Source organism: Protofrankia sp. CiP1_Cm_nod4 (genome assembly GCF_982290645.1).
Genome location: NZ_CEVIVC010000135.1, coordinates 1,925 through 14,120 on the forward strand (window position 1 = coordinate 1,925; position 12,196 = coordinate 14,120).

At 66.0% G+C, this 12,196-nt stretch carries 11 protein-coding genes; 5 read left to right on the forward strand and 6 right to left on the reverse strand.

From position 1 onward, the window contains the following. Positions 1 to 153: 153 nt before the first annotated feature. The 6 genes from AC5LSR_RS19650 to AC5LSR_RS19675 form a co-directional block, all read right to left on the reverse strand. The gene (locus AC5LSR_RS19650; RefSeq protein ID WP_493465851.1) at positions 154 to 507 is read right to left on the reverse strand and encodes a hypothetical protein; all 354 of its coding nucleotides are present in this window, start codon (positions 505 to 507) and stop codon (positions 154 to 156) included. A gap of 67 nt (positions 508 to 574) precedes the next feature. Further along, entirely contained in the window at positions 575 to 1,129 is a 555-nt protein-coding gene (locus tag AC5LSR_RS19655; RefSeq protein ID WP_493465852.1) for a hypothetical protein, read from the reverse strand. Further along, a complete protein-coding gene (locus AC5LSR_RS19660) occupies positions 1,090 to 1,269 on the reverse strand; it encodes a hypothetical protein (RefSeq protein WP_250282330.1) in 180 nt (59 codons plus the stop codon). Before AC5LSR_RS19660 ends, AC5LSR_RS19655 begins: the two co-directional genes overlap by 40 nt. A 210-nt stretch (positions 1,270 to 1,479) precedes the next feature. Then, the gene (locus AC5LSR_RS19665; RefSeq protein ID WP_250282328.1) at positions 1,480 to 2,703 is read right to left on the reverse strand and encodes a Wadjet anti-phage system protein JetD domain-containing protein; all 1,224 of its coding nucleotides are present in this window, start codon (positions 2,701 to 2,703) and stop codon (positions 1,480 to 1,482) included. Then, entirely contained in the window at positions 2,700 to 4,304 is a 1,605-nt protein-coding gene (locus tag AC5LSR_RS19670; RefSeq protein WP_250282327.1) for an SbcC/MukB-like Walker B domain-containing protein, read from the reverse strand. Before AC5LSR_RS19670 ends, AC5LSR_RS19665 begins: the two co-directional genes overlap by 4 nt. A 205-nt stretch (positions 4,305 to 4,509) precedes the next feature. Next, a complete protein-coding gene (locus AC5LSR_RS19675; RefSeq protein ID WP_493468793.1) occupies positions 4,510 to 5,334 on the reverse strand; it encodes a PaaX family transcriptional regulator C-terminal domain-containing protein in 825 nt (274 codons plus the stop codon). Between the two features lie 404 nt (positions 5,335 to 5,738). On the opposite strand from AC5LSR_RS19675, the gene AC5LSR_RS19680 reads away from it, so the two are divergent. Genes AC5LSR_RS19680 through AC5LSR_RS19700 form a run of 5 tightly spaced genes read left to right on the forward strand, consistent with a single transcriptional unit; the run spans position 5,739 to position 12,009 of the window. Beyond that, positions 5,739 to 6,788, forward strand: coding sequence for a phosphotransferase family protein (locus AC5LSR_RS19680; protein ID WP_250282322.1), 1,050 nt, complete (start codon positions 5,739 to 5,741; stop codon positions 6,786 to 6,788). A 56-nt stretch (positions 6,789 to 6,844) separates the two neighbouring features. Further along, complete coding sequence (locus tag AC5LSR_RS19685; protein ID WP_493468794.1) at positions 6,845 to 7,636, forward strand: enoyl-CoA hydratase/isomerase family protein; 792 nt, start codon at positions 6,845 to 6,847, stop codon at positions 7,634 to 7,636. Between the two features lie 3 nt (positions 7,637 to 7,639). Then, positions 7,640 to 8,596, forward strand: a complete 957-nt coding sequence (locus AC5LSR_RS19690; protein WP_250282319.1) for an LLM class flavin-dependent oxidoreductase — start codon at positions 7,640 to 7,642, stop codon at positions 8,594 to 8,596. 43 nt (positions 8,597 to 8,639) lie between these two features. Next, positions 8,640 to 9,782 (forward strand): acyl-CoA dehydrogenase family protein, encoded by a 1,143-nt coding sequence (locus AC5LSR_RS19695; protein ID WP_250282318.1) that lies wholly within the window; start codon positions 8,640 to 8,642, stop codon positions 9,780 to 9,782. 31 nt (positions 9,783 to 9,813) lie between these two features. Next, a complete protein-coding gene (locus AC5LSR_RS19700; protein ID WP_250282317.1) occupies positions 9,814 to 12,009 on the forward strand; it encodes a molybdopterin-dependent oxidoreductase in 2,196 nt (731 codons plus the stop codon). Positions 12,010 to 12,196 lie beyond the last annotated feature (187 nt).

Here is a 12,196-nt window from a genome sequence, read left to right on the forward strand (position 1 = left end):
CCCGTCGTCCTTCACGCCGACCACCGCATACTGCGGTTCATCGGTTCATCGGTTCATTACTCATGTAACTAACTACGGAGGCTGGCGGCCGGTCTGTCAAGCTCCAAGCCGGGAAGTTAAGAATCTTGTGGTCGGTGTCGAGCGCCTGCATGGTCAGCATGCAAGGGCATAGGTTGCGGGGCCGGTCTTGTGGATCAGGCCGCGATGGGCCCACTGGGACATCTGGACGCGGAAGCTGTTGATGTTCGTGACGCCGAGGCGGCGGGCGACGTCGCGGGCGTGCCAGGATCTGCCGGGGTGGCTGCTGAGTACAGCGAGCATGAGCGTCACCCGGCCGCCGGGGTCCTCGACAACGTGGCCGTCGTCCGCACCTTTGTCCTCGCTGTCGGGTTCCCACGTCGCGCTGTGGATCGGCTCGTTGGCTTCATCGGTTGCTGGCGGTTTGGCGTGCTTCATGGTGGCGGCAGGACTGGTCCGGTCGTGGATGGTGGTCTCGATGGCGGCCACGGGGGTGCTGGTCCGGGGCCGGGCCTGGCCCTTGCAGGAGTGGTAGCGCGAGATGGGGGACTTGACCTTACGGGCGCTGATACGCGGGCGGCGGGCGGCGGGCGGGGAGCAGGTTCGCAAGAACGGTGCGGCCGATCGTGCCGACCCGGTGCGGCTGCTCGGGAATGATCTCGGCGGCGATGACGACTTGGTTGCGAGCGGTTTCCAGGGCGATGGTGCAGCTGGCGCGGTCCGGGTCGGTGTCCGGACAGGACTCGGCGGCCTCGACCATGGCGGTGCGCAGCGCCTGGTAGAGGGCGAGGGTGGTCCACGGTTCTTGCTCGATGCCGAACTGGTCGCTTGAGCGCAGGACCCGTCCGGCCATCAGCGTGGAGCGTAGGGCGAAAAACGCCGACTCGATCTCCCATCGTTCTTGGTAGAGGCGGATGAGCTGGCCAGCGGGGTCGGTAACGGGATCGAAGAGGGTGGTGGCCAGGCGGTAGCGTCCGCCGATGCGGGTGCCGTCCGCGAGGACGCAAACCAGGTCGGCTTCGATGATGCGTACCGTCAGGTCACCGAAACGCGAGAGGTAGGAGCCGTCACTCAGGGGGTGCAGGAGAGGGGGCGGCGGGTGGACATGCATCGGGCCAGGAACTGCGCACCGGTGGCGGCGACCTTGGTCAGGAAGGTGTTGCTGTCGAAGCCCCGGTCGATCAGCACCAGGTAGCGGGCGTGACCTGTGGTTTCCTGTCGGCCGGTTGGTGGTGGAGGGGAGTTTTTCACTCGCTGTGCTGGGCGGTGGGGTCTGATGGCGGGCGCGGCGGTAAGGCGGACATCGCGTCTTCTGCTTCTGCCGGCCCTCATGACCTGCCACCGATGCGATGGGTGTTCAAGTCGGTGGGGCGACTCGGCCACTACGCACACCCTTACCCGGCACACGCGCCTCCCCATCCTCCGCCCAGCGTGGTGTTGAGAGCAGTGACCGGCTTGTGGCTACACGAGAGAGTCGCGTGACTGAAGTAGTCGCAGTGCGGCGAGCGCGTCCGCGAGCGGGATGCGTTCCTGCTCGAGGCGTCGGTGCCGTGTCCAGGTGGGGTCGGTGAGGGCACCGTACATGGCGCGTTCGTCGGCGGTCAGGTGCGGTACGTCGCGGCGTCTGCCGGGGCCGAGTGGTGTGCCGCGGCGGTCGAGTGAGGTACCGAATCGCTCGTACCGTTCGAACGTCACCATGTCCATGAGCATCGAGACGGCAGGGACGCCGTCGGTTCGAAAACCGTCGAGGATTTCAAAGCCGGCTGCGTCGATGTCACCCCAGTAGACGAGCAGCGGCGCGGTGACCAGCCATGGGAGGGCGGCGGCCGCGGCGCCGCCGAATCCGCCTCCTTCTACACACACGCCGCCGGGCACCGGCGGGAACGCGACAGCGGTGTCCTTGTTCTCCGAGATGACGACCACCTGTGGCTCATACGCCAGCGGGACGCGATCGCCGATGCTGATGCAGTCATGGTGCCGGCCACCAGCCGCGCGGTGGTGTGGATCGAGGTAGGTGAGGTGGAGGCGTGCCGGGTGCGCTGGCGCGACTGGCAGCATGTCCAGACCGGCGAGTGCGGCGACGAGGTGCTGGCGCGTGTTGAGCCACTTGGCGTGCATGCCGGGCACAGGCACCTGCCGCGGTGTCAGGCCGGTGGCGTCGTTGTTGCGGAACCACTCCGCGGCGTCGCACAGCAGGGCGAAGTCGGTGTCGGTCCAGTCGTCGACCTCGCGCAGCATGCGCGGCAGGTCCGCTGGTGGCCCGAATCGCTCGACGAGCGTCGCGGCGCGGCTCCTGCCCCGTGCGAGCCGTGTGGTCCAGTCATGGCCGCACAGCGCTACGGCTGCGTCGATGTTCTCCACCCGCAGATGGGTGGGGATGGCCTGAACAGTGCCGTGGACCCGGCGGGTCGCGTCGATGAGATCGACGCCGCGTCCGGCGTGGCTGGTGTGCCACTGCCGCCAGGCGAGCACCTGGCCCTGGTAGGTGGCGAAGTGCTGTTCGAGTTCTGCCCTGTTCGGCGTTCCGAGGGGGAACGAGTGGGGCCATGCCGGCGAGTCGTGAACCCCTGACGTGTGCCCGTCGGCTTGGGTGCTCCCGCGGAGCGCGGTGTGGCAGGCTGCCTGCGGCCAGCTGCGGCGTAGCCGGGCGATCACCTCGGTAACGACGCGCTCTGGTGTCTTCACTGGTGCGACCCTGCCGGGTTTGTCCCGCTGGCTGGGGTCTCGTCGTCGATGGCACGCAACTGGGTTACGTGCGAGCGGCCTGTGGGGGATTTGGTGACGGTGAGGATGAGCGGCATGGTGGGCTCGAGCGCGGTCACCTTGTCCAGCGGAGCGCTGACGATCAGCTGGAATCCGAGTTTCTTCCACGCCTGTACCGACCGGCCGGCGAACTCGGAGTCGGACTTGATGAAGCCCTCGTCGAGGAACACCGGGGCGAAGCGTGGCCGGCGGTCCTCATCACCGAGTTGGTAGCGCAGCGCGGCGCCGACAACGAACGCCATCAGCTCCTGTGTCTCGCCACCGCTTTTGCCGCCGAGGGACGCGTATGTGGCGAGCTCGCGGCCGTGAACGTCGACGCGGACCGCGGTGATCTCCACATGCCGGCGTACGTCGAGGTACACGTCGCGGCTGACGCCGGCGGGTCGTGCGCCGTCGTCGGGCCTGCGCAGAAGGCTGATGAACGATCGCAGGTCCAGGAACCGCTGCTCGGCCTGCTCGTCGCTGATCTCTCCGGTGACGCCGGACGCAAGGTGCGCGAGTTGTCCGCGGAACCGGGCGACGTCCTCGGAGCGCAGTACCCGCAGCGAGATGCGCAGCCGGTCGTTCGCGGGACCGAACGGCAGGGTGGCGAGGATGTCGTTGATCGGGTCGAGTCGGGCGCGGATCTCGTCGAGCGCGGCGCCGAACGCGCCCGACAGGGGGACGAGGTCCTGCCCGCTCCACTCCGACAGGCGGCGGCGCCATTCCCGGCGGCGTTCGGCGAGGCCGGTCGCGACGATCTTGTCGAGGATGTTGCGGTACTCGGGATAGGAGTCGATGCCGACGCCGCGGTTCGGGTCAGGCCAGCGGGACTGGAACTGCTCGAAGATACCGACCAGGGTGCTGGCCGCCGTGGCGGCCTTCTCCTGGGCATGGAGCGTTTGTTCGGCCAGGCGGGAGCGGAGTTTCGGCAGGCCGCGGTCGAAGTCGCTGAGGCTGTCGAGGTTGCTGACGTCCATGAAGAGCGTGTCGAGGTGGCCACACTGATCGTCCGTGAGCGTGACGGTGCCGTCGGTGTCGATGCGGTCAAGCGCGCGCGTTGTCTCGTCCCACTGCTCGCACAGCCGCGCGTACTCGTTTTCGACAGCGTCGAGCTGGTCTTTCGCGCGGATGGCCTTCGTCTGCGTTTCTGACAGTTGTTCTTCCAGCTCCGAGTGCTCTTTGTCGAGGGTGGCGATGACGTCGTTCGTCGCCAGCAGCCGGGCGAGTTCGCTCTGTTTGCTGGTCAGGAGTGCCTGGCTGCCGTCGACGTCGATGTCCGCCCATTCGGTGGCCTGCACCCATTTGTGCGCGCCCTCGAGCCGGTGTAGCCGCTGTGTCTGCTCGTCGCACGCGGCTTCGCGGCGCAGAAGGGTGCCCAGGGAGCCGTCGAGCTCCGCGATCTCGGTGTCGATCTCGGTGAGCCGGTCGGCGGAGGAGAACCCGATGATGGACGCGTCGGCGAGGTCGCCGTGCGCGCCGCGGCGGCCGTTGCGGGTCTGCCCGTTGCGGGTGACGCGCGGCCCGTTGCCATCGAGGTCCACGGGCGTCTCGACGCACAGATGATCGGTGCCGCGACGCGTGACGCGCTCGCGGATCCACCAGCTGAACGGGGACTCCTTGTACAGCAGGCTTGCGGGAGTGGCGCAAACACCAAGGTCAAGCTGGTCAAGCGGCAGATGTACGGCCGCGCCGGGTTCCCTCTGCTCCGCCAGCGCATCCTGCTCTCATGGCTACGCTCCGTTACCATCAGAATCTTGGTAGAGCCGTTAACTTGACACTCCCGTCGCTGTAGTCACGGAGGCGCTTGGTGTACGTGGCGTTGAATTCGGTATACCGCTTGCGGAGTTCAGCGCCCGGCCAGTCCTCAGGCAGCAGTTCTGGGGGCAGATAGGGGTCGATCAGGAGGTGCCGGAGAACCTCGGCGGTGACCATGAATCCGGCGGTCAGATCGCCGACAGCGTCGATCTCTGTACAGAGGCGGCGCGCTTCGTACGCCCAGCCGGGTAGGTCCCAGAGCAACCCGACCAGCTTGAGAGAGTCCGGATAGCGGCTTTCGAAGAAGGTGCACTGTTCGGCGACGGTGCCGCTGAGTTGCCGAAGCAGGTTGTCCGGGCGAATCCATACGCCTTCCCGAAGTTCGGCCAATCGGAATCCGACCATGCTCTTGCGCAGAGCGACCCGTTCGGCAAGCGGCCTGGCCTGGGCCGTGACGATCGCCATTTCCCAGCTCCCGTTCCATTCCTTGGACCGGGGTGAGCAGCTTTCGTCTTGTTGAGCCTGGCGCTGGAGAAGTCGTTCGGTGAGACGGTATACGCCGTTGTCGGCGACGACGTCCCCGTCCGCGACCATCCGTGTCAGCGCCACTCGGGTCGTTCGCTCGGCGATGCCGAACAGTCCGCCGACGCGGATGAGCGCGCTGACCGGGAGCGCGGGTGGATGGTAGCCGAGGAGGGTGCTGAGCGCGACCGATCGGGCGGTGAGCGGCTTGATGACCGGGAGATGACGGTCTCGCACCGCAGGAACGATACGCCTTCGCACATGGTCCATGGGCAGGACGGTAGCGGCATCCACCGCTCGTTGATACATTAATGCATCACCTGATGCGAAGACGTGCGCTGTCCTCGTCGGCGGTGACGTGGACGGCGCACCCGGTACCGGCAGGAGGCTTGTTCAGGTGTGAACCTCTCTATACGCAAGGCCGCGGCTGGTGAGCCGCTCGATCCCACCCATGACGTCCGTCTCACGCGGGCCAGCTGGTGCCGATCCACCCGCGACGGCTTCACTTACAACGGCCCCACTTACAACGGCGACGTGAGTAGCCGGAGCTGGGACGTGCCCCTCGCGCCGCTGGTGGGTCCGAACCCCGTACTCGACGAGGCCACCTGCCGGGGCGGAGCCAACCGGGAAGCCGGCTGGGGCCGGTCAGGGACCCGGCTGCTCCCCCCGTGCCTCTCGCACCTGACCAGGACCGGGACATGACTGACGCGGAGATCCCGTTCGATGTCAGCGCGCTGGAGAGATGGCTGCAGGCCAAGGGTCTCTGCGCCGGGCATGTGCGGTTACGACGCATCGGTGACGGTCATTCCAACCTCACCTACGCCGTCACGACCGGCGAGCGGACTCTTGTGCTGCGCCGACCACCGCGACCGCCTCTGCCCAGGGGCGCGAACGACATGCGGCGGGAGGCGCGCATCCTGCAGGCGCTGGCGGACACCGATGTTCCGGTCCCACGGGTACTCGCCGTCGCCGAGGAGGGCGACGTGATGGATGTGCCCTGCTATGTCATGGAGCATCTCGACGGCCTGATCGCTACCGGTAGCCTGCCGCCGGATCTGGACACCGTCGAGGGGCGTTCTGCCGTCGCCGAAGCCTTCATCGACGTCCTCGCCGCGCTGCACAACGTCGACTGGCGCGGCTGCGGGCTGAGCGATCTCGGACGGCCCGACGGCTTCCTTGAGCGCCAGCTCGACCGGTTGCCCCGCCTGATCGCCGGCGAGGACGGGGTGCTGGAGCAGCCGTTCGATGAGATCCGTGACCAGCTGCGTACCACGGTGCCCACAGCGGGTGAGCCGGCGCTGCTGCACGGCGACTTCCGGTTCGGCAACGTCATGCTCGCGCCCGACAGACCTGCCCGGCTCCTCGGCGTGCTCGACTGGGAGCTGGCCGGGATCGGCGACCCACTCGCGGACCTCGCCTACACGCTCGTTACATACGCCGTTCCCGGCGAGCCGCCGCACGCCCTGACTGAGATGTCCACGATGACGCTGCGCGCCGGCTTCCCGGGACGGGATGCGCTTGCCGCGCGCTACGCGACCGCCACTCGCCGGGAAGTGTCACAGTTGCCCTGGTATGAGGCGTTCCAGCTGTTCAAGCTCGCGATCCTCTTTGAATACAACCGCAGTAAGACCATCACGGGTGAAGGCGACCGCTACTACGCCGATCCCGCGCTCGTCGACGGTCTGCTCGCTGCCTGCCGACGCACACTGCGCCAAGTCGCGGGGTCAACGGCTGGAAAATCCTATTGACTAGCCTACCCGATCTAGTTTAGACCATGACCTGCTCGGAACAGCGAGGAAACCCCATGTCGAAGGTTCTTTACGAGAAACGCGGCGAGATCGCCTACATCACCCTCAACCGCCCCGACAAGCGCAACGCCATCGACACCGAGACCGATAACCTGCTTTTTCAGGCATGGACCGACTTCCGCGACGACCCGGACGTGCGGCTGGCTATTTTGACCGGTGCCGGTGACAAGGCGTTCTGCGCCGGTGCCGATCTGTCCTCCCATGTCGACGGCTGGTTGGAGAGCGGGCCGGGCCTCGGCCGAAGCGTGCTGGGACGCGGCTTCGCAGGGGGGATCACACGTGGGCTGCACCGCACCAACAAGCCGGTCATCGCCGCGCTCAACGGGTGGGTGATCGGCGGAGGCATCGAGTTGGCGCTCGCCTGCGACATCCGGGTCGCCGCCTCTGATATCCAGTTCGGCTTCTACCACATGCGGCGCGGCATGCACTTCGGGGACGGCGGGATCGTGCGGCTGGTCAACACCTGCGGCGTGGGCATCGCCATGGAGCTCGAGCTGATGGGCGAGCCGATCACCGCCGCGCAGGCCAAGGAGTACCACCTGGTCAACCGTATCGTCCCGCGTGAGGACCTGATGGCCACGGTGGAGGACATGGCGGCGAAGATCCTGCGTAACCCGCGGGTCGCGGTCGAATCGGCCAAGGAGACGATCCTCGAGGTCATCGGCCGGCCGCTGGACGACCAGCTGCGCCTCGAATGCCTGTACAGCTACTCCACCATGGGCGACCCCGAGATCGTTGATCGTAAGGACGCGTTCCTGGGTCGGCGGGATGTTGAAGGACGAGGCTGAGGGATGAGCCACGACAACGTTCGCTTCGGTGTGAACCTGATGCCACAGACGTGGGTGGACCAGCCCGTCAAGTCCGGTGCGGCCCTGCTGACGCACCGATCGCGCCTGTTCGACCGCATGGCAAGGGCCGGTATTGATCATGTGATGGTCGGCGACCACGTGATGTTCCATGGTGGGGTCGGCAATGACGGTCTGACCGATGCGGCGTCGGTGGTGACCGCCACCGATGAGCTGGATGTCTATCTGGCCGTCTACCTGATGGTGCTGCGCCACCCGCTGCTCGTCGCCCGCCAGATCCTGACGGTGGCGCAGTTCGCCCCCGGCCGTCTCTCGCTCGGCCTCGGCATCGGCGGTGACGATCGGCGGGAAGTCATCGCCTGCGGCGTCGACCCGAAAACCAGGGGGCGCAGAATGGACGAGTCACTTGGCATCGTCCGTCGCCTGTTGGCCGGAGAGACTGTCAGCTATGAGGGCGAGTTCTTCTCGTTGGACGAGGTACGGCTTCGACCCACGCCGGAGCAGCCGATCCCGCTGGTGGTGGGCGGACGTTCCAACGCCGCGCTGCGACGGGCGGGGCGACTGGGTGACGGCTGGCTCGGCATCTGGACCTCGGCCACGCGCTGCGCCGAGGCGATCGACGCCGTCCAGGCGCACGCGGTGGACGCGGGCCGCACCGATGTCGACTGGAAGCACGGCATGACGTTCTGGTGCGGGTTCGGCTCCGACCGGTCCGATGCGCGCAACAGGGTGGCCCCGGCGATGGAAGACCTCTACCGCACTCCGTTCGACAAATTCGAGTCCTACGTCCCCTACGGCACGGTGGAGGACGTGGCCGAGTTCGTCGCGCCTTTCATCGAAGCCGGTTGCACCACCTTCAACTTCATCCCGTTCGCGGGCAGTGACGAGGCCGGTATCGACGCCGTGGCCGATGTGCGCAAGCTGCTGCAGGGCGGTTCGTGATGGTCGCAGGCTACGATTCCGACTCGTTGGCGGAGGCCCATTCATGCTGAGTCACCGCAAGGTCTACGACGACGATCAGCGCATGTTCCGGCAGTCGGTCCGGCGCTTTGTCTCCAGCGAGATCGAGCCGAACTTCGAACGCTGGGAAGCCGCCGGCATCGTGGACCGCGAGTTGTGGCGGAAGGCCGGTGAGTCGGGCATCCTCTGCGCGCAGGTGCCTGAGGAGTATGGCGGCATCGGCGACTTCCGGTTCAACGCCGTGGTCATCGAGGAGTGCTCGTACGCCGGCTTTGCCGGACCTACCGGCAACTTTACCGCCCACAGCGACGTGAGCTGCGGATACATTCTCGATTACGGCAGCGAGAATATCCGGAAGACATGGCTGCCCCGCATGGTCAGCGGCGAGGCAGTGTGTGCGATCGCGATGAGCGAGCCGGCTGCCGGCAGCGACATCCGGGGCCTGCGCACCCGCGCGGTCCGCGACGGCGACGACTACGTCATCTCCGGCCAGAAGACATTCATCTCCAACGGCCAGCACTGCGACATCGCCGTCGTGGTGGCAAAGACCGATCCCGCCGCCGGTTCCCGTGGGATGAGTCTTTTCCTGGTGGAGGCCGACCGACCCGGCTTCAGCCGGGGACGCAATCTCGAGAAGCTCGGGCACCACAGTGCCGACACATCGGAGATATTTTTCGACAACGTCCGGGTGCCGGTCACCAACCTTTTGGGCCAGGAAGGCGGGGCGATGGCCGCGATGATGGCCGAGCTCCCCCAGGAGCGCCTCATCATCGCCGTCGCCTCGATCGCCGCCGCGCAGAAGGCGTTTGATATCACTGTGGACCATGTGCGTCAGCGTCGCGCCTTCGGCTCCGTGATCGGCGACATGCAGAACACCAGGTTCAAGCTGGCTGAGCTGAAGGCCGAGCTGCAGGTGGGATGGGTCTTCGTCGACCAGCGCCTGGCCGAGCTCGTACAGGGCGAGCTGACGAGCGATCGCGCGTCGATCGCGAAGATGTGGGTGAGCGAGATGCAGGGCCGCGTCGTCGACCAGTGCCTGCAGTTCTTCGGCGGATACAGCTTCATGCGCGAGTACGAGATCTGCCGCCTCTATGCCGACGCACGCGTACAACGGATCTATGGTGGTAGCAACGAGGTCATGCGAGAGATCATCGCGCGAACTCTCTAGACAACGACGTCAGAGCACCGAAGGGAGCGTCATGGCGGACAAGCGGATCTGGTGTGGGGTATGTGAGGCATCCTGTGGCCTCATCGCCACTGTACAGGACGGCAAGATTCTCACGCTGCGCCCGGACAAGGACCATCCACAGTCCCGCGGGTTCGCCTGTACCAAGGGCATCAATTTCCCTGACGTGCTGAACGATCCCGACCGGCTGCGTGACCCGGTGAAGCGCAACGCCGACGGCACGTTCACGACGGTCAGCTGGAACGAGGCGCTGGATGACATCGGCGTACGACTGAGATCGGTGATCAAATTATACGGCCGGGAGTCCGTCGGTATCGGCTTGGGTAATCCGAACGCTTGGAACTACGGTGCTTTTCTCACGCTGTTCGGTATGGCCGCCGCGTTGAAGACGAAGCACTTCTACACGGCCAGCTCCGTCGACATCAACAACTACTGGGTGGTCAGCCAGCTCCTGTACGGCAACAACCTGACCAACCCGATCCCCGACTTCGCCAGGACCGACTTCGCACTCATCCTCGGCGCCAACCCGGTCGTGTCGCACGGGTCGATGGCCACCATCGGTCGGATCCGCGAAACACTCCTGGAGATCCCGAAGCGGGGCGGGCGGGTCATCGTCGTCGATCCGCGCCGTACGGAGACCGCGCGCCTCTTCGAGCACGTTCCGATCCGCCCAGAGAGCGACGTCTGGCTGATCGCCGGAATGCTCAAGGTGATCGTCGATGCCGAGCTGGTGGACAGGATCCGACTGGCCACGCAAGCCAGCGGAGTCGAGTTTGCACTCGGGTTGGTACGGGACGTCGACCTTGACCGGGTCGAGGCTGAGACAGGCATCCCTCGAAGCACCGTCGAAAAGCTCGGCCGTGACCTGGCATCCGCCGGATCCGCCTGTGTCTACGGCCGATGCGGCGCCTCACTCGGACGTTTCTCCACCCTGACAAAATATTTCATCGACGTGCTCAACATCATCACGGGCAACCTCGACAGCCCGGGTGGCATGGTCTTCGCCCGGCCGATGGTCGACCTCGAACTGATGACCAAGGTTCTCCGCGCCAGTGGGTACGACCGCTGGCGTACCCGGGTCGATGGCATACCCGAGGTTCTCGGCACCTCGCCCTGGGCGACGTTCCCCCGCGAGGTGCACACGCCTGGGCGGGGTCAACTTCGCGCCATGGTGTGCGTCGCCACCAACGCCGCCACCACCTCGCCGGCCTGTGACGAGATGGAGCGCGCGTTCGCCGCGCTGGACCTGTTCGTATCGCTCGATCCGTACATCACCGAGACCAACCGACACGCCGACTACATCCTGCCACCCACCCTGTTGCTCGAACGCGAAGGTTTCCCCGTCTTCACACAGTCACACAACGCGGTGCCTTACGCCCAGTGGACCGATGCCGTCGCCGCGGCACCCCCGAACGTCCGGGACGACTGGCGCACGCTGGACGAGATCTGCAAGCGCATCGGACTCGTACCATCCCCGGCACCTGGGGCACAGCTCATGGGCAAGCTCGGAATCCGGGTACCTCCGCACGTCGGGGTGGACATCTTCATGAGGTTGGGTCCGGACGGCGACCTGTTCGGCCTGCGCCGCGGTGGTCTGAGCCGTAAGAAGCTGCTGAAGAACGACGGCGCGCTCAAACTCGGGGATAATTCCCCCACCGATGTGCTCCGTAAGCGTCTGCACACCAAGGATCATCTCGTACACCTGGAACATCCGCGATTCGCCGAGGAGATGCGGCGACTCACCACCTCCACGACAGTCGACGCCGACCACCCGCTCAAACTGTTCAGCATCCGCGAGGCACGCTCGCAGAACTCGTGGCTGCATAACATTCCTCGGTTGATGTCGGGCAATCGGTCGTGCCGGCTGAGGATGCACCCGGACGACGCTGGCAGTCGCGGGCTCTCAGATGGTACGGCCGTTCGGGTCGGTTCTCGCTGGGGCGAGATCGAAGTGTTGCTCGAAGTAACGGATGAGGTTATGCAAGGCTCCGTCGGGCTCAATCAACACTGGGGTCACAAGGGTGGTTGGCGTGTCGCGGTCGCCGCCGGTGGCGCACGCTACAACGACCTCGTGCCCAACGGCACCGAGACATTGGATGCCATCTCCGGCAACGCCTGGATCAATGGCATCGGAGTAGAGGTCACGTCGGTAGAGACGGTTTCTGTCGGGGCCCGTTCCAGGGCAGCGACCGACATGCTCACGGGATAGGCTGTGGCTGTCCCGGTGTTGTACTTGTACTTCTGATCGTGTAGGAGTGGCAGCGGCGTCCGGTCCAGATCTGAACCGTCCCGCCGCATCCCTCGGAGCGCACGGGCGGTGTCATCGGCTGATCTCCGGCAAGCAGGTCGTGGAGCGTTCCTGATCGGGTGGAACTACTGCTGGCTGACATGACAAG

Bases quoted from the DNA above. Each gene is read 5' to 3' on its own strand.
- AC5LSR_RS19655 (WP_493465852.1), bottom strand. From the start codon at position 1,129: ATGCATGTCCACCCGCCGCCCCCTCTCCTGCACCCCCTGAGTGACGGC.
- AC5LSR_RS19680 (WP_250282322.1), top strand. From the start codon at position 5,739: ATGACTGACGCGGAGATCCCGTTCGATGTCAGCGCGCTGGAGAGATGG.
- AC5LSR_RS19685 (WP_493468794.1), top strand. From the start codon at position 6,845: ATGTCGAAGGTTCTTTACGAGAAACGCGGCGAGATCGCCTACATCACC.
- AC5LSR_RS19690 (WP_250282319.1), top strand. From the start codon at position 7,640: ATGAGCCACGACAACGTTCGCTTCGGTGTGAACCTGATGCCACAGACG.
- AC5LSR_RS19695 (WP_250282318.1), top strand. From the start codon at position 8,640: ATGCTGAGTCACCGCAAGGTCTACGACGACGATCAGCGCATGTTCCGG.
- AC5LSR_RS19700 (WP_250282317.1), top strand. From the start codon at position 9,814: ATGGCGGACAAGCGGATCTGGTGTGGGGTATGTGAGGCATCCTGTGGC.